Consider the following 21,780-nt stretch of genomic DNA (forward strand, 5'->3'; position numbering starts at 1 on the left):
TGGGATTCTCCGTTCGCCGGCTCGCTTCTCGTCCGGCATAGTGCCGATTCAAGCGGCTTCGATCAACCATCGACCGGAAGGCGCTTGGGATGCGCGTGCGGCCAGATGATCTTTCCAACGAATAATTTCGAATTGACCGTCGAAGCGTTCACCGATCGCGGTGCAGCTTTCGACCCAGTCGCCGCAGTTCATATAATGGATGCCGTCGATCATGCGTGTGTTGGCGTGGTGGATGTGGCCGCAGATGAGGCCCTGCGTGTCGCGGCGACGGGCTTCGCCCGCGAGCGCTTCCTCGAATTCGCCGATGTAGTTCACGGCGCTTTTCACTTTGTGCTTCAGGAACGCGGAGAGCGACCAATGGCCAAGGCCTAGCATCCGGCGCATGGAATTCAGCGGAACGTTGAGGGCGAGAGCGGCGTCGTAGGAACGGTCGCCGAGGAATGCGAGCCAGCGCGCGTAGCGGACGACGACGTCGAATTCATCGCCGTGCAGGATAAGGTAGCGCTTGCCGTCGGCGGCTTCGTGAACGGCGTCGCGACGGATCTCGATATCGCCGAAGTTCGTGCCGGTATATTCGCGCAGGCCATCGTCGTGGTTGCCCGGAATGAAGACGATGCGTGTGCCCTTGCGGGATTTGCGCAGAAGCTTCTGGAGCACGTCGTTGTGGCTCTGCGGCCAGTACGCTCCGCGGCGGACCTTCCAGAAATCGACGATGTCACCAACGAGATAGAGGTTCTCGCATTCGACGTATTTCAGGAAATCGAGAAGGGCCGTCGACTGGCAATTACGCATTCCCAGGTGGACGTCGGAAATGAAAACGGTGCGATAGTTCAATTCCGGGTTCGGTGCGCTCAAGGTCGGCCCCCAGTCAGTACGCTTCCCATAAAAGCGGCTATGCATTTCATGTAAAACGTAGGACCGGATTCATGTAACAGGCGTATGACGAAGGCATGCGGCCGGATGCGTTCGATGCTGTAAAGACGCCGTAAAGCTGCGCTTTTGGCGTGTTTACCAACAGGGTGAATGAAATAGCGCCAGTTTCGCCGGCTGGCTAAGGCCTCGCCGCGAGACGTCCTGGCGGGATAAGGCGTCGGCCGGATAGGCCGGATAAAAAGGCGCACCGCCGTCTCGGGCGGCAGCGCGCCGAAAGATCAAAGCTCGGTGCGCTGAAAGATGTGTTCCCAGGCAAAGAGCAGAATGGTGTCGACGGCGCCAACCAAGAGAAACGCCAGCGCTATCGGATATGTCGAGTTTTCGGGCAGGCCCAAATCCACGCCCCGGGTCGAAACTGTCAGCGCCGAGACGAGACTGAGAAGGGCGAGAACGGCAAAGACGATTTGAACGAACTTGAGCGAACGGTCTCGCTCGTGGCCGATGCTTTCCATCAGGGCATTTCCTCAACGCAATACAAAACTGACGAACCCCGCGGAAAGGGAACTTAGTCGGAGCACAAGCGAAGGTGAAGTGAAATTTAATGATTTGTTAAGTAAGTGCCTTCGAAGCCAGCTCTTTAAGCACACTGCTTTGCTGTTCGGCATCCGATGGGAAGTTATCGGCGACCCACCAACGTTCGAAAGCTTCGAGGATGCGGCCGACCTGCGGTCCCGGCGCGACGCCGAGGGCCAGGACGTCGCTGCCCGAGAACGGCATTACGGGTACATGCCAGCGGTCTGGGAGCAAGGCTCGCGCCCGCCAATGGGGATTGTTGCTCGGCGCGCCGGAGTGTGCCCATGCCAGCCGCACCGCGCGGAGGAAAGTTTCCGGACCGAGCTTGTAGAGGGCGGCGCGGGCTGCCGCCTCGGACGTCACGGGGTCGATCGCGGGATCGCCGGCGGACGCGGCGGCAATGCGGGATGCTTCCGCGTTCGACAGGCGAAGTTGCTCGGCGAGAAACAATGCGTCGTCCGGGTGGCTGACGGCGAGCGCGGCGAGGCGGGTCAGGGCGTCGGGCGGCTCGCCGAGGGTTGCTTCGATCGCCGCCAAGCGTTCGAACCGTTCCGGCTCAAGGCGCGTCCTGACGACGAGCTGCAGGATGCCGATTTTGTACATCGCGTGGATGACGTCGACCGCGCCGGGAGCGGCAAGAAGTTTCAACACCTCGGCGCGGATGCGTTCGGCGGAGAGCAGCGAGAGGCCTTCTTTCAGTGCGTTCGTAGCGGCGAGCCCCGCCGGATCGAGGTGGCCTTTGCCGTACTCGGCGCTGAAGCGGAAGAAGCGAAGAATGCGCAGATAATCTTCGCGAATGCGTGCCTCCGGGTCGCCGATGAAGCGCACATGGCGCTGGCGCAGGTCATCGAGGCCGCCGACAGAGTCGTAGATCGTGCCGTTGGCCGTGCAATAGAGCGCGTTTATCGTGAAGTCGCGGCGTGAGGCGTCTTCCTCCCAGGAGGTTGTGAAGGTGACAACCGCGTGGCGACCGTCGGTCGCCACGTCGCGGCGCAGGGTCGTGACTTCGAACGACTGCTTATCGGTGACGACGGTGACGGTGCCGTGGTCGATGCCGGTCGGGTACGCGCCGAGACCTGCGGTCTGTGCAAGACGCATAACGTCTTCGGGGACAGCGGTCGTCGCGATGTCGATATCCCGGACCGGCCGGTCGAGGAGCGCGTTGCGGACGGCTCCGCCGACGATGCGGGCTTCGGCGCCGCCACCCGAAAGCGCCGCGAACACTTTGACCAGTGCGGGAGAATGGAGCCAGGCGCCGGTTACGCGCGGCCATTTAATTGCAGCCTCGGTCATGCGGTCAGGGCTTCGCCTTTGGGAGCTGGGATTCAGGCTCGTGGATGGTGTGTCCGGGTTCGAGCTTGCCGTTCACGACCGAGGCCGGGACGTAGACGTCGTTCGGGTCGTTATAGGTGCGGGAGGAAAATACTGTGAGCGTTAAGAGCATCAGCGCCGCTCCGGCAACAAACAGGCGGACGAGGGGAGCTTGTACCAAGACCGTCATCAGTCCCGGCCACTTGTCCTCGGAGAAGGCGATCCAGATGACGTAAAAAAAAGTCGGGAGCAGGAAGAAGAAAATATTCTCAATGACGATGCGGATCATGCGCTGAATAATCTCCGATGGAGCGTGCGGATTATTCCCGCTGTCGCCCCCCAAATATAGTGTTGTCCGTAAGGCATCGCATAGAAGTGTCGTTCGGCGCCGTTCCAAACGCGACTGTGCACCTCGTGGTTGGCCTCGTTCATCAAAAAAGCGAATGGAACCTCGAAAATATCGGCCACTTCGTCGGGATTGGCGGTCAACTTGAAGCCGGGGCGTACAAGGGCGACGGATGGCGTTATGATGAAGCCGGTGCCGGTTCGATAGGGCGGCAAGTAGCCGACGGGCTCGATGAAGGCGTGATCGAGGGCGATTTCTTCGCGGGTTTCCCGAAGAGCCGCAGCAAGCGGGCTCGCGTCGTGGGTCTCGACCTTGCCGCCGGGGAACGCGATTTGCCCGGCGTGGGACGGCAAATGCTCGGTGCGCGCCGTCAGCAGCACCGTCAGCGGCGAGCGGGCGATTATGGGTACGAGCACCGCGGCATGACGTAGCCCGGAGGCAAATCTGCCGATGCCGGGGTTCAGATCGTCGTCGCCGGGTGATTGCGGTTCATTGAGTAACGGCGGGCTGGCGAGCAGGCGCGCCCGGGCCAGCCGCTCGAAAGCGGCGGCGTCGAGATCGGGTATTGCCATATTGGAGGCGGAAAGCGGGTTCATTTCGCAACCTGGCTGAAATCGAAGCGTGGCGTCCCTGGGGTGGCCGGAGCCGGTTGAATCACGCTACCTTCGATTCGTCGTATCAACTGCGCCTCGTTTACAGGCAAATGGGACTGCGCGTGGCCTACTTACGTATGACATCGCCGTTTCGGATACAGGGCCTTTCGGCGCTGATGGCTGTGCTCGCGCTGGTTTGCCCCATCATGACGCCGCCCGCCGGGGCGATGTCGACCATCGATTTTCTGACATCGCTGTCCGACAGCGAGGTTGAAGCGTTTCAAACTTGGAAGACCGGCCGGGAGAAATTCAAAGCACAACTCGACGCGTATTGGGATGCCGTCGAGGAGAAACGGCAAGTGCGCAGAGCGAAGCGTGCGCGGAAAATCCCTTTTAGCGCCAGCGACTACGTGATGAGCTTTCCGCCGAGTTACAGGGGGCCATCTCTCGCGGGCGAACTCGCGCAGAAATACGATCGGTTTCTTGTCGCGCAGAGGGAGGCCAATCCGTCGCCGTCGAAAGAATTGTCGACCATTCCGGATTACCTCGCCGCCGCGAAGCGCGTTTACAACTTTGTTCCAGAACGGGTCTCGGAAAAAGAATTCAAACTGCGTTACGCTGCGGAGGCTGAGGTGCTTGGCCTTTCGAAGGAGCAAGTCGTGCGCGTTTATGCGCTCGAGACGGGCGGAAACGGCACCTACGACACGCAGGCGGGCATTCATCCGATCAAGAAGACAGGCCGGGCGATTTCGAGCGCCCTGGGTTATGGACAACTTCTCGACGCCAACTCGATCAACGAGCTTGCCCGCAGCGGCGCGATGTTCATCCGGCGGCTGACTGCGAAGTATAACGATCCGAGGAATTCGCCGGCGCGGAAGGCCCAGCTCAAGCACAAGCTTGTCGTGCTCAAGAAAATGTACGCCAACGTGAAGCATCAGCCGTTCGAATGGGACGTGCAGCAGGCTTATGCGAAGACGGAGGCGGGAATGGGCATCCATACCTTGAACATCGACTGTGATATCGGGCCGATGCTGCAGGCGACGAAGCTTCAGACGCTGCAAGACTTGGCGGCGAAGGACGGCCGGACGTCGCTTTCGGGGGCGGAACTCGAACTCATGAACCTTGCGGGTCCGATGACGGGGCTTGAGATGCTGCAGGCACCGGGAGCGGATGCGCCGACACCAAACTTTTTTGCGCGGCGCGCCTATTACGTGAATAAAATGGTGATCGGGCTCAATGGCGAGCAGCTTCGGGCGGAACTCGATCGGCGTATGACACGGGCAATCACCACGCCGGGATCGCTCGAATTCGTCAACGCCTTCGATACGATCTCGGAGCGGCGCGGGGTCGAGCGCTGAGCGCTCGACCCTCGGATGATAGGTGTGGTCTTCAGGCGCTCTGCGATTCGAGCGCCGGATAATCGATGTAACCTTTCTCAGTGCCGCCGTAGAACGACGCCGGGTCCTGAGCATTCAAAGGTGCATCCTGCTTTAAACGCAGCGGCAGGTCGGGGTTGGCAATGAACGTCTTGCCGAAAGCGACGGCGTCGACGACGCCAGCGTTGATCGCTGCATTGGCCGTTTCCGTGGTGAACTTCTCGTTGCCGATGAAGACGCCGCCGAATCTTTTCTTCAACTCGGGGCTGATCGAGTCCGCGCCTTGATATTCGCGGGTGCAGATGAACGCGATCTTGCGCTTGCCGACTTCGGTTGCGACGTAGCCGAACGTCTCCAGCGGATTGCTATCGCCCATATCGTGTGAATCGCCGCGCGGCGAGAGGTGGAGGCCGACACGATCAGCGCCCCAGACTTCGATGCAGGCATCGACGACTTCGAGCATGAGCCGGGCGCGGTTTTCGATGGAGCCGCCGTAAGCGTCGGTCCGCTTGTTCGTCGAATTCTGCAGGAATTGATCGAGCAGATAGCCATTGGCGCCGTGCACCTCGACGCCGTCGAAGCCTGCGCGCTTGGCGTTCTCGGCACCGCTGCGATAGGCAGCGACAATGCCGGGGATTTCGCTCAATACAAGAGCGCGCGGAGTGACGAAATCTTTCATCGGGCGCATCAGGCTGACGTGACCCTTGGGGGCAATCGCGCTCGGAGCGACGGGGAGCTCGCCATTGAGATAGAAGGGATCGGAGATACGGCCGACATGCCAGAGCTGCAACAGCATGGTGCCACCGGCGGCGTGGACGGCATCGGTGATCTTCTTCCAGCCCGCGACCTGCTCATCCGACCAGATGCCCGGCGTATCGGGATAGCCGACGCCCTGAGGTGTCACCGCGGTCGCTTCCGACAGGATCATTCCGGCCGAGGCGCGCTGCACGTAATATTTGCGCATCATGTCGTTCGGGACGCGTCCGGCGCTTGCGCGGCAGCGCGTCAAAGGGGCGAGGACAACGCGGTTCTTGAGATTGAAAGCGCCGGCTTTGAGCGGATCGAACAGAGATGTCATGTGAGATATCCGGATTTATCGATGGAGACGCGCGTGCATTAGGGCGCATAGTTCGGAACGGACGAACTCTCTCAGATGTGGCATTGGCAGTAGGGCAGACAACTGCGGCGTACCACCGCTGCCGCATAATAAATGGGCAAGGTTCCCAGCTGTTTGCGAGGTCTATGGCCTGGAGCGCACCTCGTCGGCCGGCAACGGCTTGGGAAGGGTAGAAATATCCCGCAGCCATTCTTCAGCCATGTCGTCGCTTATCGCGTGGGCGATCTTCGCGGCTTTGGCGGCGCTCAGTCCGTTACTGCGGAGGGCGGCGGCGAGCAGGGCGATGAATTCCTCGATCTCGAAGTAGGATGTGTGGATCAGCTCCTTCCAGGAGAGTTGTTGCGAGAGATCGCGCCCGATATCGCCCATTCCTGTGGCCGTCGCGGTCATGCCCAAAAGTTCGCGGGCTTTTCGCAGCGTTTCCGTGGCGTGTGTCTCGCTATATTTGGCAATCTTAGAAGCCACTGCTTCAGGCAGCGGCACATAACGCGGTGAGAAAAGAGGCGGGGTCGGAGACACGGATCGCACGGATTCACCCCGGCGATCGTTACCCCAGGTTTCCTGGCGCACGGAATCCCAAACGAGGCGATCAATGGCTTTTGCCAGCGGAATGCCGATGAGGTGTGCGAAGCCGCGGAAGAGGCCGATGCCGATGGTCGTTATCAGAAGATAGAAGCCGATGATCGGTCCCATGATGAATGTGACCGCCGTTGCCAAGGCCCAGATCGTCGACACGAGCGATTGAAGCGTCCAATCCTTTTTCGGATCTGCGTCGACGGTCGCCAACTTGGCAAAGATATCTTTGAGCCATTGCGTATCGGGATTCCACGAATGGACCAGATAGACCATGGCGTAGCCCAGTCCGAAGATCGTTATCAGCAGGGGGATGAGCGAGAAAACGGGCACAAGAAAATTCGATGGAATAATTGCCCGTTGCAGCGCGCGCACGTTCGCCAGCGCACTAATTGCTTCGTCGTCGTGGTGCCAGAGGCCCACCCACCTCTTTTCGTAAAGGTCGCGAACCGTCGTCTTGTCGCGATCCGAATACCAGCGCTTCGTCAGTCTCTCGATGGCCGTGAGAATTGCGAAGCACATGACGACATAGCCGAAGAAGAAGCTCAGCACGGGATAGTAGAAATTGGCGAAGGCCTTGTCGCCCAGAGACGCCGAAACCGTCTGCGCGAACGGAAGATCGAAGTATTTCGATGCGAGGAGGCCGATCGCCAACAAGAGAACTCCGACGCCTGTCACGTAGGCGACCTGTCCCCAGATGTTGAGGCGGTTGAACAGCAACCAGCTTGGCTTAAAGTCGAGGAATGGCGTGCCGACCGTGAGCCAGGATTTCAACCGTTCCAAAGGCGCGGCTTTTGCTGCCGAGCGCAGGAGCGCATCATAGATCACCGAACCGCCGTGGCTGTGGCCGATGACGTAATAGTCGATGCCCGCTTCGTCGTATCCGCGAAGCTGCTCGTAGAGCTTCGCACCGGCCTCGCGCCGCTTCGTTTCGCTGTTCGGGCCGGTGCCCCAGTGGAACGGCACGACTTCGATGTCGTCTCCCGCCAGTTCGACGATTTCCGCCGTCTTTTTCTGAAACGCACTATCCTTCTGCCACCACGATTGGCCAACGTCGTCGGGAACGCCTGCTCCGGTGCCGTGGACGGTCACGACTTTGATTTTAGCGGGCACCGCTTCCGCCGGAACTGCAGATGGTTCGTTTATCGTCACCGGGTCGCGGGCTTTGAGGGCCGAACTCGTCTCGGGCATATCGACACCTTCTCGAAGATCGTTCGTCGCGCCGTTTTTGGCGGCGGCGGGGGTTTCGGTTTGCATCGTTTCGGCTTGATGAATTTCGACGGTGGGATTTTCGGGTTCGGCCGCCGCAACGGGCGGCGACGGACGCGCCGGCGCGCTGGGCGATGGATTGAGTTGCCGGCGGCTTAGCTTGGGCAACCGGGCGCGCGCCACTGGGATTCCGCTGTTCGCGGCGTCGACGAGCGTCGGCGGTTCGTAAACGATATCCTGAACGAGATCGCCGCGTGCTTCCTTGACGGTTTGGCCGAGGCGCGAGATCGCACTTTGATGGATCGTTTCGTTGAGGGATGCGAGGCTACTTGCGACGGCGCTCGTTCTCCAGCCGCGGAAAACGCTGCGGCGGCGCTCAGAAAGCCCGCTCAAATTTTGTTGGATAAGACGCACATACGGTAAAATGCGGCCGACGGCGTAGGGCCATCCCCTTGACGAATAGTGTTGGAGCCCGAGATGATCGGGCTTGCTCTCGCGGCGCAATTTTTCGATGTCGATGGCGAGGTCGGTCGTCGCCCGGATGCGTTCGGCCATCCAGAGCAGCGCGACATCTGACAGCGCCGTTTCGGGCCAGCCACCGCCGACATCGGCGTGCGTTCCGGCAAACCAGGTTTGCTCGACGTACTGGTATGACGGCAGCCGGATGTCGTCGGGATAGCTGAAGAACGCTGGACGAAACGGGCTGCGCGCCTCGTCGATGGACAGCGCGTGCAGCGCGACGTCGATGGTGTCGTGCAATCGCGTGTCGTGGTAATCCAATTTGCGGCTCAACCACGCCGACGACCAAAACGGATTGCCGATATTGCCGACCGTGTCCCAGACGCCGAGGCAGCGGATCCGGACCGGATAATGACACGACGCGCTGATCTCCGCGACAGCGTTAAAATCGCGTTTGTGCTCGGGTCGGCGATAGAGGGCCCAGGCGTCGTCAATAGAGAAGCTGCTGTCTTTGCGGGCGAGGCCGAAGAGCGTGATCAAGCTCGCGAGACTGCGTGCTTCGTAGGCGCCGCGAGAAAAGCCAAAGAGGTAGATCTCGTCGCCGGGCTCGTAGACGTTGCTGAGAAACTGATAACCGGCCTTGATCCGATCGCCGATCTCAAAGCCGAGCGCGCCTTTCAGAAATGCCAATCCCTGGTTTTGCGAGGTCGCGATGCCGACGATATAGCGGGTGAGCTGGCGAACGCCGTGAGGATCTTCGAAGAGAATGGCGCGGTTGAGCTTGGCGACGTTCGTCAGCGGGGACGCGCCGTCGTCGTCGTTCCAGGTGCCGTCGAGGGAGCAGATGAGCCGTTTCATTCTGCCGTGCTCCCGAAGGCCTCCATTGCGGACCCAATGACGCGAAGCCCGGTACGTAAATGCTTTTCGCGGGTATAAGTCCGGAGTTTAGGCTGCCGAGAGGTTATACGGCGGCGCGTGCGAGCGTAAACCGTCGCGACCGGCAGAGAGCAATACGCGCCGCTTGGGATGGCGAAACGGCCACAACTGTGCCCGGCCCATCATGGACGCGCGGGCCCCATCCTCGGCAATCCGCCGGCGCGAGACGGTTGAGGTTGCCTGGATCCCGGCCTGCGCCGGGATGGCGTTGGTCTTTTTGTCATCCTCGGGCTCGTCCCGAGGATGACGGTTTGGCGCGCAGTCAAAAACTTAGGGCCACTTCACCACGGGCGGCATCGAGGACAGAATGGACTCGACGTTGCCGCCGGTTTTCAGGCCGAACGTCGTGCCGCGGTCGTAGAGCAGATTGTACTCGACGTAGCGGCCGCGGCGGATCAACTGCTCCTCGCGCTGGGCGTCGGTATAGGCCATCGTATAATTGCCGCGCACGAGCATCGGATAGACACTGAGAAACGCGCGCCCAACGTCCTGCGTGAAGGCGAACGCGGCATCCCATCCGCCCTCGGCGTCGGGCGGCGTCAAATAATCGTAGAAGATACCGCCGACGCCGCGCTTTTCGTTCCGGTGCGGCAGGAAGAAATATTTGTCGCACCAGTCTCGGAGCTTGGTGTAATCGACGATCGGGTGGTTCGCGCAGGCGCCATACATGCCGGCGTGAAATGCGAGCGTATCCGCATCGGCATCCGTGCGCCGCTTGTCGAGGACGGGGGTTAAATCGGCGCCGCCGCCGAACCACCATTTGTTCGTGACGATCATGCGCGTGTTCATATGAACTGCGGGCACGTTCGGATTGATCGGATGGGCGATGAGTGAAATTCCGGAGGCCCAGAATTCCGGATTTTCCTCGGCACCCGGGATTTGCTTGCGGAACTCGGGCGCAAATTCGCCGTAGACGGTCGAGGTGTGCACGCCAACCTTCTCGAATACGCGGCCGTGCATGAGGCTCATGACGCCGCCACCGCAATCGGGAACGCCGTCTTTGGCTCGCTCCCACGAAGTGCGAACGAACGTACCGGGAGCATCCTGCCCATGCGGGGCGGTTTCAGGAAGGCCCGTTTCCAGCCTTTCAAATGCGGCGCAGATGTCGTCGCGCAGCTTTTCGAACCAGGCGCGCGCAGTGGCTTTTTTCTGCTCTAGTGGCAAATCGGGGGCATTCATTGAATATTCTACACCGTGTCTTGTTTTTGACCGAAAAGACCCTTAGCTCCACCGGTATCAACGATCAACATCCGGTCGCCGTCGCCAGTCGGATCTAACCGATTTTGCGATTGGGCGCCGCTTTTGTCTTTGCGATAGATCATCATGCTGCGACGCCTTATGAGCTGGGGTGAGACCCGCATCAAGCCGTTCGACAAGCGTGCGATCGTGCGCCCGCCGGATACGCTGTGGGCTTTCTACTGGTTCTTCATCAAACCGCTCTGGCCGTATTTCCTGCTGCTTCTGGTTGCGGGATGCCTCGGCTCGACGATTGAAGTCGCGCTCGTGGGGTTTGTCGGCGCCATCGTCGACAAGATGCGGACGCACGGCGATCCGGCGACATTCGTTTCGACCTACGGCTGGATGCTGACATTCATGGCGTTCGTGGCGCTGGTGCTCCGGCCCATCGTCTCGACGGCGCATGACTTCATCAAGAACCAGATCCTTGCGGCCGGCGTGACATCACGCGTTCGCTGGCAAACGCACCGCTACGTGATGCGCCAGAGCCTCGGCTTCTTCCAGAACGATTTTGCGGGCCGCGTCGCCAACAAGATCATGCAGACCGGGGCCTCGCTCAGAGAAAGTCTCGTGCAGCTCATCGATGCCATCTGGTACGCGAGTGTGCAGTTCGTCGGATCGGCGTTCCTGTTCGCAGCTTCCGATTGGCGGCTGACGATCCCGCTGGTGATCTGGCTCGTCGCCTATGTCGTCACGCTGCGCTATTTCGTGCCGCGCATCAAAGAACGATCGACGATATCGTCGGAAGCGCGTTCGATGCTGATCGGACGGATCGTCGACAGCTATACGAACATCATGACGGTGAAGCTCTTCGCGCACGCCGAGCGCGAGGATGCGTACGCGCGTGAGGCGCTGACCGAGCAAATGCAGAAGTGGCAGGCCTCGCTCAGTCTCGTCACGGGCATGCAGGTCGTGCTTTACATCCTCAACGGCTTTCTGCTCGTCGTGACGACGGGCACCGCGATCTGGCTGTGGACGCTGCATCATGTGTCGGTCGGCGATATCGCCGTCGTCAGCGGTCTCGTCATCCGTATCGTGACGATGTCGGGTTGGGTGATGTGGACCATCGCGGACGTCTTCGAGAATATCGGCGTCGTGCATGAGGGCATGGAGACGATCTCGCGTCCCAACGCACTCGTCGATGCGCCCGAGGCAAAGCCACTTAGCGTGCCGCGCGGTGAGATCCGCTTCGATCATATCCATTTTCACTACGGGGCGGGACGCGCCGCTTCGGAGGATGCGCCGGTGCGCGTGATCGAAGCTCTGTCTCTCAACGTACGGCCGGGGGAGAAAGTCGGTCTCGTCGGGCGTTCGGGTGCGGGCAAGTCGACGCTCGTCAACCTGCTGTTGCGCTTCTACGATCTTGAAGGCGGCCGCATCGTCATCGACGGGCAGGACATCTCGCGCGTGACGCAGGACAGCCTCAGAGCGGAAATCGGGATGGTGACGCAGGACACGTCGCTGCTGCATCGGTCTGTGCGCGACAATATCCTGTATGGCCGTCTCGACGCGACGGAGGCGGATGTTATTGCGGCTGCGAAGCAGGCCGAAGCGCACGATTTCATCTTGGGCCTTGAGGACATGAAAGGCCGCAAGGGCTACGACGCGCACGTCGGGGAGCGGGGCGTTAAGCTTTCGGGCGGTCAGCGGCAGCGCATCGCCATTGCGCGCGTTCTGCTGAAGAACGCGCCGATCCTGGTGCTCGACGAAGCAACAAGCGCGCTCGATTCAGAAGTCGAGTCGGCGATCCAGGCGAGCTTCGAGACGCTGATGCACGGCAAGACCGTGATCGCGATCGCGCATCGACTTTCGACGATTGCGGCGATGGACCGGCTCGTCGTGATGGACGACGGGCGGATCGTAGAGGAAGGCTCGCATGCCGATCTGCTGAAGCGCGGGGGCATTTACGCGCAACTCTGGCGGCGCCAGTCCGGCGGTTTCCTGGCGCGCGAAGCGGCGGAGTAAGACCGGCGTTGTTCACCTCAGTTGCAGCGCGGCTAGCGTTTGCCGCGCTGTCCGTTTGCGAGCGAGGGCACCTTGCTTGATAGAAGCGCGTGCAACTCGTTGATGGCGTGGCGGACGTTGAAGAAGCGCGGAACTTCGACTTTGTAATCGATATAGGCACGGCCATAGCGGGCTTCGAGCCAAGGTTCTTCGGTGATCGCCATCATCGCGTAAACGATGACAAGAGTGGCAGCAAGCAGCGTCGCATCCCAGGCCCACGCCGCCAGCCCGAGCGTCGCGAATGCGAGAATGGCTGTCGCGTACTGAGGATTGCGCGTCCAGCGATAGACGCCTCCGGTCGCAAGGCCGCTCACCTGGCAATAGGTTGCCTTTCGTCCGAGCGACCACAGCGTATAGGCGTAACCGATGCCGGAAGCGAAGGAGACAGCGGCGAGTGCAATCCGGAATGGGACCATCTGCCCGGTGAGCGTCGTCAAAAAGCGCTCAGCCGCCAGAATCAAGACGGCGATGTTCAAAGTTCGAAAGAGAGACCAGAAGAGGAAGCTTTTCAGCGAGCCGACTGGTGGCGCCGGCCATATCCGCCATGCCGGCTTCATCCGGCCGGCAATCATTCCTGCTATCAACAGAAACGCCGACGCGATGCCGGCAATCGTTAGTAGTCTATCGATCGTCATGCGATTTTGCGAATTGGCGAGGCGATTCGACAGATTTGCGCCATTCGCGTGTCACGTGTGCGACAAAGCGTGATTGGCGTCAGGCGCTGGGAAACCCATGCGTTTGCCGTAGCGCTTCACCGAGAACCATCGCGGCGGCGACGGCGACGTTCAACGACCTCAGTCCAGGCAGCATCGGAATTGTAATCCGCGCATCGACACGGTCGTGCACACTATCTGGAACGCCCGCGCTTTCGCGACCCAGTAACAGCGTGTCGTCGGCCTCGAATACGAAGTCGCAATAAGGTGCAGCTGCCTTGGTCGTTAGGAGGATGAGACGACCTTGCGATGCCGGTGAGGCAACACGCCCGGCCATGAAGGTTTCGAAGCTTACGTGCCTCGTCAGATCGACGAAGGACAGATAGTCGAGCGCGGCGCGCTTCAAGGAACGATCGCTCATATCGAAGCCCGCCGGGCCAATGACGTCGACTGGTACACCGAAGCAGGCGCAGAGCCGAAGAATCGTACCCGTGTTCTGGGCAATGTCTGGCTGATAGAGGGCGAGGCGCATCGCGGGGTCTCTGCGCCACGGCAGACATTTGTGTCCAGTGCGACATATGCGCCAAATTGCCCCTCACTTTTTGTCGCGCTTTCCGATTGATAGCAACATCAAACGCTGTCAGAACATGCAATCAGGGAAGAAGCGAACGAACGAGAGACCAAAAACTAGGCAGCCGATTGCGGGGATCTCCTCTCTTCAACCGGGATAGCCTTAGGCTCTGGTTCACAATCCGGGAGGCGTGCGTTGAGCACAGAAGCCTTAGAGCCGAACCGCCGGGATTTCCTGGTGGTTGCTGGAAATGCTTTCGCAGCTGTCGGCGCCGCGTCGCTTCTTTGGCCTTTCATCCAGCAGATGAACCCCGATGCCAGCACGATGGCGTTGTCGTCGGTGGAGGTTGATCTTGCTCCGGTGAAAGAGGGCCAGGCGATCACCGCGATGTGGCGCGGCAAGCCGATCTTCATTCGGAGCCGGACGAAGGCGGAGGTCACATCGGCGGTCGATGTCGACGTCAAGAATCTTCCTGACGGCCTTGCGCGCAATGAGAACCTGCCAGCCGACGATCCGGCGACGGACGCCAACCGCACGATCAAGGGGCATGAAAACTGGATCGTGCTGATCGGCATCTGCACGCACCTCGGGTGCATTCCGAAGGGGCAGGTGATGGGCGACGAGCGAGGTGAGTTTGGCGGCTGGTTCTGCCCTTGCCACGGCTCGCAGTACGACACCTCCGGACGCATTCGGAAAGGCCCGGCGCCGCGCAATCTCGAAGTGCCGACCTACGCGTTCATGACCGATACCAAGATCAAGATCGGCTAGGGGGAGAGACCACATGGGAGGCCGAACCTCGAATTACGTCGCGACGACGCGGTGGGGCAAATGGCTCGATGAGCGGCTACCGATCGGCCGCGTCGTGAAGAACCAGTTCATCGATTATCCGACGCCGCGCAACCTCAACTACCTTTGGACATTCGGCGGCATTCTGTCGTTGATCCTCGTGGGTCAGATCGTGACCGGCGTGATCCTCGCGATGCATTACCAGCCAAGCGCGACGGGGGCGTTCGATTCCATCGAGCATATCCGGCGCGACGTGAATTACGGTTGGATGATCCGAAACTTCCACTCAGTCGGCGCGTCGATGTTCTTCTTCGCCGTCTATGTGCACATCTTCCGCGGCTTCTATTACGGCTCATATAAGGCGCCGCGCGAGGTGCTTTGGATCCTCGGCGTGCTGATCATGCTGCTGATGATGGCGACGGCATTCATGGGGTACACGCTGCCCTGGGGGCAGATGAGCTTCTGGGGCGTGACGGTGATCACCAACCTCTTTTCCGCGCTCGACACCATCATCAACGGGCTTGGCACGGCGATCGTAGAGTGGCTTTGGGGCGGCTACGCCGTCTCGGGCGTGACGCTCAATCGTTTCTTCTCGCTGCACTACCTGTTGCCGTTCGTGCTGACGGGTGTCGTTGTGCTGCACATCTGGGCGCTGCACGTCGTTGGGCAAAACAATCCGACGGGGCTCGACCTCAAGGAAGCGGACGATTGCATCCCGATGCATCCCTATGCGACGTCCAAGGATGCGGTCGGGATTTTCGCGTTCCTCCTGCTTTACGCGTGGTTCGTGTTTTTCGTGCCCGACTATCTCGGACACGCGGATAATTACGTCGAGGCGAACCCGCTCGTCACGCCGCCGCATATCGTGCCGGAATGGTATTTCCTGCCGTTTTACGCAATCCTGAGAGCCTTCACGAGTTCGTTCCTCGGAATTCCGCTCGGGCAGTACGCCAAGCTTTGCGGCGTCGTCGCGATGTTCTCGGCGGTGGTCGTCATCGCGTTCGCGCCGTGGCTCGACACATCTCGCATCCGGTCGGCGAAGTACCGGCCGATTTTCAAGTGGTTCTTCTGGTTCTTCCTCTTCACGTGCGTGGCGCTCGGCTATCTCGGTTCGAAGCCGGCGGAAGGCGTGTACGTGGTGGCGTCCCAGATTTTCACGGTCTGCTACTTCCTGTTTTTCCTCGTCGCGATGCCGATCGTCGGGATCATCGAGACGCCGCGCCGGTTGCCACGCTCGATTAGTGAATCGGTGCTCGGCAAAGGCGGAGGCGGACTTCCATCGGGTGCGGCCGCCGCCCCTGACGTGCGCTAGGGGACGACAGATGAAACAACGCATCTCTCTTGCACTTCTGTTCGCGCTCTCGGCGGTTCTCGCAATCACGAGCGTTTCGGCGGAGGAATCGAGTCACCCGGAGATCGAGCGGCAGAAGTGGTCGTTCTCCGGCTTCGGCGGGCAGTTCGACACGGCGCAGTTGCAGCGCGGCTTCCAAGTTTATCAGAACGTTTGTTCAAACTGTCACGGACTCAAGCGTCTGGCGTTCCGAAATCTCGTCCAGCCAGGCGGCCCGGAATTTCCGGAAGCCGCCGTGAAAGCTCTCGCCAAGAGCTGGCCGAACCAGATCACGGACGGTCCGAACGACGAAGGCAAGATGTTCGAGCGGCCGCCGTTGCTGTCCGATCCGATCCGCGGGCCTTATCACAACGATCAGGAAGCGCGGGCGGCACAGAACGGCGCGCTGCCGCCGGACCTTTCGCTAATGGCGCGGGCGCGCAACGTCGAACGCAATCCGAGCTGGTGGATTCATCCCTTCCTGATGATCGGTGACATCGCCCATGCCTATCAGGAAGGCGGCGCCGACTATATTTATGCATTGCTGAACGGGTTCTCGGACCCGCCCGCCGATTTCAAGCTGACCGATGGCAAGTCCTACAACAAGGTCTTCGCCGGCCATCAGATCAGCATGCCGCCGCCGCTTTCGGACGGAGCCGTGCCGTACTCCGACGGGACGCCGCCAACGGTGGAAAACTACTCTCGCGACGTTGTCGCATTTCTGTCATGGGCGGCCGATCCGTCGCTCGATACGCGCAAACGGATCGGATGGCAGGTCGTTTTATATCTGATCGTCACCACAGGCTTGCTCTATCTCGGCAAGCGGCGGATCTGGGCCGGCATCAAGCACTGACCCGGAGCGCTTGTGACGATTTGTAAACTGGAAGGCCTCGCTTGCGGGGCCTTTTTCTTTTATCTGGGCGAAAGCATCTAGAGACGGAGCAGGTGGGAATGACGGCGTCGGTACTCGGTATTGTGGGCGGTAGCGGGTTTTATCATTTGCCGGGTCTCTCAAATCCCGAATGGAAGGCCATCGAAAGCCCGTGGGGCGCGCCGTCCGACGACGTGCTGTTCGCGGATATTGACGGCCTGCCGATCCGGTTTTTGCCACGACACGGGCGCGGCCATAAGCTGTCGCCGTCCGGCATCAATTATCGGGCGAATATCGACGTGCTGAAGCGCGCGGGCGTCACCGATCTCGTTTCGGTTTCGGCGTGCGGATCGCTCAAGAAGAAATACCGGCCGGGCGATTTCGTTCTTCCCGATCAGTTCATCGACCGGACCTTCGCGCGCGAGAAATCATTTTTCGGCAATGGCTGCGTCGCGCATGTCGCGATGGGCGATCCGATCAGCCCGTTGCTGATGAAGGCGCTCGAAAAGTCGGCGAAGGCGGAAAAGATCAAAGTCCACAGGGGCGGCATCTACTTGGCGATGGAGGGTCCGCAGTTCTCGACGCGCGCCGAAAGCAATCTCTATCGCTCGTGGGATTGCGACGTCATCGGCATGACCAACATGCCGGAAGCCAAGCTCGCGCGTGAAGCCGAGATTTGCTACGCGAGCGTTGCGATGGTGACGGACTACGACTGCTGGCACAGCGATCATGCTGACGTCGATGTGGCGTCCATCATCGAGGTGATGCACGAAAACACGGAGCGGGCGCAGCGGCTGGTCGCGCATCTCGCCCGCGACTTTCCGCGCGATCATCCTCCTTGCCCGATCGGTTCGGATCGGGCGCTTGAAGTTGCGCTCATTACTCCGCCCGAAGCGCGCGATCCGGAACTGATGAAAAAGCTCGATGCCGTCGCGGGGCGGGTGCTCGGGTAGGATCGGCGGCTCGTGATGTGAATGTCTTCCGCGGCCTGTCTGGATCCGGTCTTCGCCGGGATGACGGCAGGTCGTCAATTCGGGATGCTGATCAGGATCTTCATTTTGATCAGCCACGGGAAGGCCCATTCCAACGTCGCGCCGAGAACCCACAGGACGGCGCCGAGCAAGATGAGCGCCGGGATGCTCGCGAGCACGGCTTTGAGGAAAAACAGGACGAGCTTGGCGAACGGCACATCGATGCTTCGAACCGTCGCTGGTATGAGCGGACCGGCCGGACCACTTGCCGCGCCGGGGCTAAAGTCGGCGGCCGCGTAGATCTGAGGTTGCGGTCTTGGACGGTCCTCGGCGTCAAGGGGCTCCGAACCCATCGGCAGCGACGGAGCGGCGGCGCGCTCCTGGGCAGCGCGTTCGCGGGCTTCTCGGGCGCGAGCTTCCTTTTCGCGTCTGAATGTTCTCGGCAGGTCTTCCGTGTCGTCCAGGAGCGGGTCGAAGTCGGGTCCGGCGGTTGAGGACGCACCTTGAGCTGTCATTCGCGTTGTCCCTCAGGCAAAGACCTGCCGCCGGTGCCAAATGATTCAGCACGACAGCGTTGCTCTAAGTCTACCTACTGTTGGGAGATATTGCTATTTTGCGCCGTCAATTTGACGGGAGTGAAGCACGTGAAAGACTTCGACGGCCTGAAAGACCTTATTCGCACCATCCCCGACTACCCCAAGCCCGGCATCATGTTCCGGGATATCACCACGCTGCTTTCCGACCCGAAAGGGCTCAAAAAGGCGATCAAAGGCATGGCAAAGCCGTTCGAGGACGAGAAGATCGACGCGGTGGCGGGCATCGAGGCGCGTGGCTTCATTCTCGGCGGGGCGATCGCGGATCGCCTCGAATGCGGCTTCATTCCGATCCGGAAGAAGGGCAAACTGCCGTGGAAGACGATCGGGCAGGAATACACGCTCGAATACGGCGTCGACGTTATCGAGATTCATGAGGATGCCTTCGAGAAGGGATCGCGCGTGCTGATCGTCGACGACCTGATCGCGACGGGAGGAACGGCGGAGGCGGCTGTGAAACTCGTTCAGCGCTCCGGCGGGAAAGTGGTTGGCGCAACTTTCATCGTCGATCTGCCGGATCTTGGCGGCATGAAGCGTCTCGACGATCTTGGCATTACAAGTCATGTGCTCGTCGCATTTGGTGGTCACTAGAGACCGGCTGTGAACCTCAAAAACGAACACCTTCCTGATGCGCTCGATCGAATCGCCGTCTGGCGAGGCGATCCGCGCGCGGTTCAAATGTGTCCCGCTTGCGGGGCACCGGGGGTGGAGATCATCGACAGGTCAGCGCGTCCCTATTCGGAATGGTACGCGCTGACGTGTGCCGCTTGCGGCCTCGATGCCTCGCTGCATATTCCTTTACCCGGCCCTGCCAGCATTTGAGCATGGCAAACGGTACGCGTGAGATTGTTCTGTTGCCCGGTCTCGACGGGACGGGTGAATTGTTCGACCGGCTGGCGGCGCGGCTCGAGCCAGAACTCGACGTCAAAATCGTCCGCTATCCGCAGGATCCGTCCCTTGGCTACGCGGGCTATGCCGAAATTGTCCGCAACGAGATTGGAAACCGGTCCGTTTATCTTCTCGGGGAATCCTTCTCCGGACCCGTTGCGGTTCGCGTCGCGGCCCAACTCGGGCAGCAGGTGCAAGGGATTATTCTGGCCGCGACGTTTCTCAAGAACCCCTGGCCGGGCGCGCTCCTTCGCCGTGCAGCTCTCGTCAATCCACGCTCGACGCCGGCGAAGATACGCGATGCGATCCTCATGGGGGATTACGGTGACCCGGAACTCGTCAGTAAAATCGGGGAGATCGTTCAGACTTTGTCGCGCCGGGTTCGCGCCGCACGCGTGCGCGCCGTCGCGGACGTAGACGTGCGGGACGATTTCGCGCGGCTGGCCTGCCGGATCCTCGTGCTTCATGGCCGAGGCGATTGGCTGGTCCGCAAGTCGCCGATTCAGCTGGCAGTGTCGGAGAAGGGAATGGCGCGGATGGTCGTTCTCCCTGGCGCGCATATGCTACTGCAGACACGCTCGGCGGAGGCCGCGGCGGAGATTATTCATTTCACCAAGTCCACTGCGGAGGCCCACTATGAAGCTTGATGGCGTGCCGTCGCGAACGATCTGGCTCGAACCGGATGGCTGGTCGGTCGGGATCATCGATCAGACGCTGTTGCCACATAAGCTGGTGCGGCCGGCGCTGAAGACCGTCGAGGATGCTGCCCGCGCCATCAAGACGATGCAGGTGCGCGGTGCGCCGCTGATTGGCGTCGCGGCCGCTTACGGTGTGGCGCTCGCAATGCGCGCCGACGCTTCGGACGCGAGCCTCGATCATGCAATTGCGTTTCTCGGCGAGCAGAGGCCGACCGCCGTCAACTTGCGCTGGGCGCTGGAGGATCTTCGCGCGACGCTTGGCCCGCTCGCGCCAAGTGTCCGCGCCGCCTCAGCCTACGCGCGGGCGGCAGCTCTTGCCGACGACGATATCGAGACGTGCCGGAAAATCGGCGTCAACGGTCTCGCTCTGATTCAGGAGATCGCGCGCAGGAAAGGCGGGCGGCCGGTCAACGTTCTCACGCATTGCAACGCCGGCTGGCTCGCGTGCGTCGATTGGGGAACCGCGACGTCACCGATCTATCATGCGCATGACGCGGGAATTCCGGTGCATGTCTGGGTCGATGAAACGCGGCCGCGCAATCAAGGGGCGGCGCTGACCGCGTTCGAGCTTTTGCAGCATGGCGTTGCGCACAGCCTGATCGCGGACAATGCGGGCGGGCATTTCATGCAGCACGGCGACGTCGATCTCGTCATCGTCGGCACGGACCGGGTCACGGCCAACGGCGACGTTGCGAACAAGATCGGCACTTATCTCAAGGCACTAGCTGCCCACGATACCGGCGTGCCGTTCTATGTGGCGCTGCCCTATTCGACGATCGACTGGAGAACGGGAAAAGGCTGCGATATTCCGATCGAAGAGCGCAGCGCAGATGAAGTTCTGAGCGTGCAGGGACGATTGCCGGATGGCAGCGTCGGGTCCGTTCTCATTTCGGCGGAGGGCACGCATGCGCGCAATCCGGCATTCGACGTGACTCCCGCTCGTCTCGTCACGGGCTTCATCACCGAGCGGGGCATTTGCGCGGCGTCAGGCGAGGGGCTTCTGTCGCTGTATCCTGAAAAAACGAGCGCGGCGGCGTGAACGCATGAAGCACCCCGGCGAAAAAGCTCTGAGGAAAGACGTCATCGCAACGGCCCTGAAGATGAGCCAATCGGGACTGTCGCCGGGACGTTCGGGCAATGTGTCGTGTCGCTTCGAAAGTGGAATGCTGATCACGCCGACCGGCAAGCGATACGAAGACACCGAACCCGACGACATCGTGTTCGTCGCGGGAGACGGCAGCGTGCCGGAGGGGCAATTGCAGCCTTCGAGCGAGTGGCACTTTCATCTTGCCACCTACCACGCGCGGCCCGACCGGCACGCGGTCGTGCATACGCATTCGATGCACGCGACGGTCCTCGCGTGCGCGCGCAGGCCTATTCCCCCATTTCACTATATGATCGGCGCGGTGGGCGGAAAAGACATTCCATGCGTGCCTTACGCGACCTTCGGAACGGAAGAACTCGCACGGCATGTTGCGACGGGTCTCGGCGAATGTGACGCGTGCTTAATGGCCAATCACGGTCAAATCGTTTGCGGGGCATCGCTCGCGTATGCGCTCGAACTCGCCTTTGAGGTGGAAGTTCTGGCGGAGCAGTATTACAAATTACTGGTCCTCGGTGAGGTCCACCTTCTCGACGACGCGGAGATGCTCCGGATCTCCGAGCGGTTTAAAGCCTACGGCAGGAACGCCGAGCGAAATCAAAAACGCCGATAAAAATCACTGATCGCCCCCATTAGGGAATCTCGGCCTCATAAGTTTGTCTTATAAGAATTTCCTGAAGATTCGATTTGTTTGTTAAGTTTTTCTGATCT

The 21,780-nt window shown here is 60.6% G+C and carries 22 protein-coding genes; 10 read left to right on the plus strand and 12 right to left on the minus strand.

Annotation, left to right across the window (positions count from 1 at the left end; all coding sequences use genetic code 11):
- Positions 1-48 precede the first annotated feature (48 nt).
- The 5 genes from WC811_RS03655 to WC811_RS03675 all read right to left on the minus strand — a co-directional run bounded on the left by WC811_RS03655 (position 49) and on the right by WC811_RS03675 (position 3,699).
- The gene (locus WC811_RS03655) at positions 49-900 is read right to left on the minus strand and encodes a UDP-2,3-diacylglucosamine diphosphatase (protein WP_372641081.1); all 852 of its coding nucleotides are present in this window, start codon (positions 898-900) and stop codon (positions 49-51) included.
- A 251-nt stretch (positions 901-1,151) separates the two neighbouring features.
- Positions 1,152-1,385, minus strand: a complete 234-nt coding sequence (locus tag WC811_RS03660; protein WP_372641083.1) for a hypothetical protein — start codon at positions 1,383-1,385, stop codon at positions 1,152-1,154.
- Positions 1,386-1,482: 97 nt separating this feature from the next.
- Entirely contained in the window at positions 1,483-2,739 is a 1,257-nt protein-coding gene (locus WC811_RS03665; protein WP_372641085.1) for a CCA tRNA nucleotidyltransferase, read from the minus strand.
- Between the two features lie 4 nt (positions 2,740-2,743).
- A complete protein-coding gene (locus WC811_RS03670) occupies positions 2,744-3,046 on the minus strand; it encodes a DUF6111 family protein (protein WP_372641087.1) in 303 nt (100 codons plus the stop codon).
- Entirely contained in the window at positions 3,043-3,699 is a 657-nt protein-coding gene (locus WC811_RS03675) for a CoA pyrophosphatase (protein ID WP_372641089.1), read from the minus strand. Before WC811_RS03675 ends, WC811_RS03670 begins: the two co-directional genes overlap by 4 nt.
- Positions 3,700-3,818: 119 nt before the next feature.
- Between WC811_RS03675 and WC811_RS03680 the strand changes: the two genes are divergently transcribed.
- A complete protein-coding gene (locus tag WC811_RS03680; protein WP_372641091.1) occupies positions 3,819-5,054 on the plus strand; it encodes a hypothetical protein in 1,236 nt (411 codons plus the stop codon).
- A gap of 31 nt (positions 5,055-5,085) precedes the next feature.
- Here the strand turns inward: WC811_RS03680 and WC811_RS03685 are convergent, their stop codons facing one another.
- From WC811_RS03685 to WC811_RS03700, 4 genes are all read right to left on the minus strand, one after another.
- Entirely contained in the window at positions 5,086-6,150 is a 1,065-nt protein-coding gene (locus WC811_RS03685) for an alkene reductase (protein ID WP_372641093.1), read from the minus strand.
- A 162-nt stretch (positions 6,151-6,312) separates the two neighbouring features.
- On the minus strand, positions 6,313-9,288 hold the full coding sequence (locus WC811_RS03690; protein ID WP_372641095.1) for a phospholipase effector Tle1 domain-containing protein: 2,976 nt from the start codon (positions 9,286-9,288) through the stop codon (positions 6,313-6,315).
- A gap of 348 nt (positions 9,289-9,636) precedes the next feature.
- Positions 9,637-10,545 (minus strand): oxygen-dependent coproporphyrinogen oxidase, encoded by a 909-nt coding sequence (gene hemF / locus WC811_RS03695; RefSeq protein WP_372641097.1) that lies wholly within the window; start codon positions 10,543-10,545, stop codon positions 9,637-9,639.
- Between the two features lie 8 nt (positions 10,546-10,553).
- Positions 10,554-10,691 (minus strand): hypothetical protein, encoded by a 138-nt coding sequence (locus WC811_RS03700; protein WP_372641099.1) that lies wholly within the window; start codon positions 10,689-10,691, stop codon positions 10,554-10,556.
- Here WC811_RS03700 and WC811_RS03705 point away from each other — a divergent pair.
- Positions 10,690-12,567 carry an ABC transporter ATP-binding protein gene (locus tag WC811_RS03705; RefSeq protein ID WP_372641101.1) on the plus strand — a complete coding sequence of 626 codons (1,878 nt, stop codon included), beginning with the start codon at positions 10,690-10,692 and terminating at the stop codon, positions 12,565-12,567. The genes WC811_RS03700 and WC811_RS03705 overlap by 2 nt on opposite strands.
- 32 nt (positions 12,568-12,599) lie before the next feature.
- On the opposite strand, the gene WC811_RS03710 is transcribed toward WC811_RS03705, so the two are convergent.
- Entirely contained in the window at positions 12,600-13,241 is a 642-nt protein-coding gene (locus WC811_RS03710) for an isoprenylcysteine carboxylmethyltransferase family protein (protein WP_372641103.1), read from the minus strand.
- Positions 13,242-13,320: 79 nt separating this feature from the next.
- Positions 13,321-13,791: a tRNA (cytidine(34)-2'-O)-methyltransferase gene (locus WC811_RS03715; RefSeq protein WP_372641105.1), complete on the minus strand. Its 471-nt coding sequence runs from the start codon at positions 13,789-13,791 to the stop codon at positions 13,321-13,323.
- A 234-nt stretch (positions 13,792-14,025) separates the two neighbouring features.
- Here WC811_RS03715 and petA point away from each other — a divergent pair, with 234 nt between their 5' ends.
- The 4 genes from petA (at position 14,026) to WC811_RS03735 (ending at position 17,770) form a co-directional block, all read left to right on the plus strand.
- On the plus strand, positions 14,026-14,598 hold the full coding sequence (gene petA / locus WC811_RS03720) for a ubiquinol-cytochrome c reductase iron-sulfur subunit (RefSeq protein WP_372641107.1): 573 nt from the start codon (positions 14,026-14,028) through the stop codon (positions 14,596-14,598).
- Between the two features lie 13 nt (positions 14,599-14,611).
- Positions 14,612-15,928 (plus strand): cytochrome bc complex cytochrome b subunit, encoded by a 1,317-nt coding sequence (locus WC811_RS03725; RefSeq protein ID WP_372641109.1) that lies wholly within the window; start codon positions 14,612-14,614, stop codon positions 15,926-15,928.
- Positions 15,929-15,938: 10 nt separating this feature from the next.
- Positions 15,939-16,799, plus strand: coding sequence for a cytochrome c1 (locus WC811_RS03730; protein WP_372641111.1), 861 nt, complete (start codon positions 15,939-15,941; stop codon positions 16,797-16,799).
- Positions 16,800-16,897: 98 nt separating this feature from the next.
- Positions 16,898-17,770, plus strand: coding sequence for an S-methyl-5'-thioadenosine phosphorylase (locus WC811_RS03735; protein ID WP_372641113.1), 873 nt, complete (start codon positions 16,898-16,900; stop codon positions 17,768-17,770).
- 74 nt (positions 17,771-17,844) lie between these two features.
- Here the strand turns inward: WC811_RS03735 and WC811_RS03740 are convergent, their stop codons facing one another.
- Positions 17,845-18,303 (minus strand): hypothetical protein, encoded by a 459-nt coding sequence (locus WC811_RS03740; RefSeq protein ID WP_372641115.1) that lies wholly within the window; start codon positions 18,301-18,303, stop codon positions 17,845-17,847.
- A gap of 129 nt (positions 18,304-18,432) precedes the next feature.
- Here WC811_RS03740 and WC811_RS03745 point away from each other — a divergent pair, with 129 nt between their 5' ends.
- The 4 genes from WC811_RS03745 (at position 18,433) to WC811_RS03760 (ending at position 21,682) form a co-directional block, all read left to right on the plus strand.
- Positions 18,433-18,972, plus strand: a complete 540-nt coding sequence (locus tag WC811_RS03745; protein WP_372641117.1) for an adenine phosphoribosyltransferase — start codon at positions 18,433-18,435, stop codon at positions 18,970-18,972.
- Positions 18,973-19,205: 233 nt separating this feature from the next.
- A complete protein-coding gene (locus WC811_RS03750) occupies positions 19,206-19,916 on the plus strand; it encodes an alpha/beta fold hydrolase (RefSeq protein WP_372641119.1) in 711 nt (236 codons plus the stop codon).
- The gene (mtnA, locus tag WC811_RS03755; RefSeq protein WP_372641121.1) at positions 19,906-21,006 is read left to right on the plus strand and encodes an S-methyl-5-thioribose-1-phosphate isomerase; all 1,101 of its coding nucleotides are present in this window, start codon (positions 19,906-19,908) and stop codon (positions 21,004-21,006) included. Before WC811_RS03750 ends, mtnA begins: the two co-directional genes overlap by 11 nt.
- A gap of 4 nt (positions 21,007-21,010) precedes the next feature.
- Positions 21,011-21,682: a class II aldolase/adducin family protein gene (locus WC811_RS03760; protein ID WP_372641123.1), complete on the plus strand. Its 672-nt coding sequence runs from the start codon at positions 21,011-21,013 to the stop codon at positions 21,680-21,682.
- Positions 21,683-21,780 lie beyond the last annotated feature (98 nt).

This window comes from Hyphomicrobium sp., assembly GCF_041659645.1.
Taxonomy (GTDB): Bacteria; Pseudomonadota; Alphaproteobacteria; order Rhizobiales; family Hyphomicrobiaceae; genus Hyphomicrobium_B.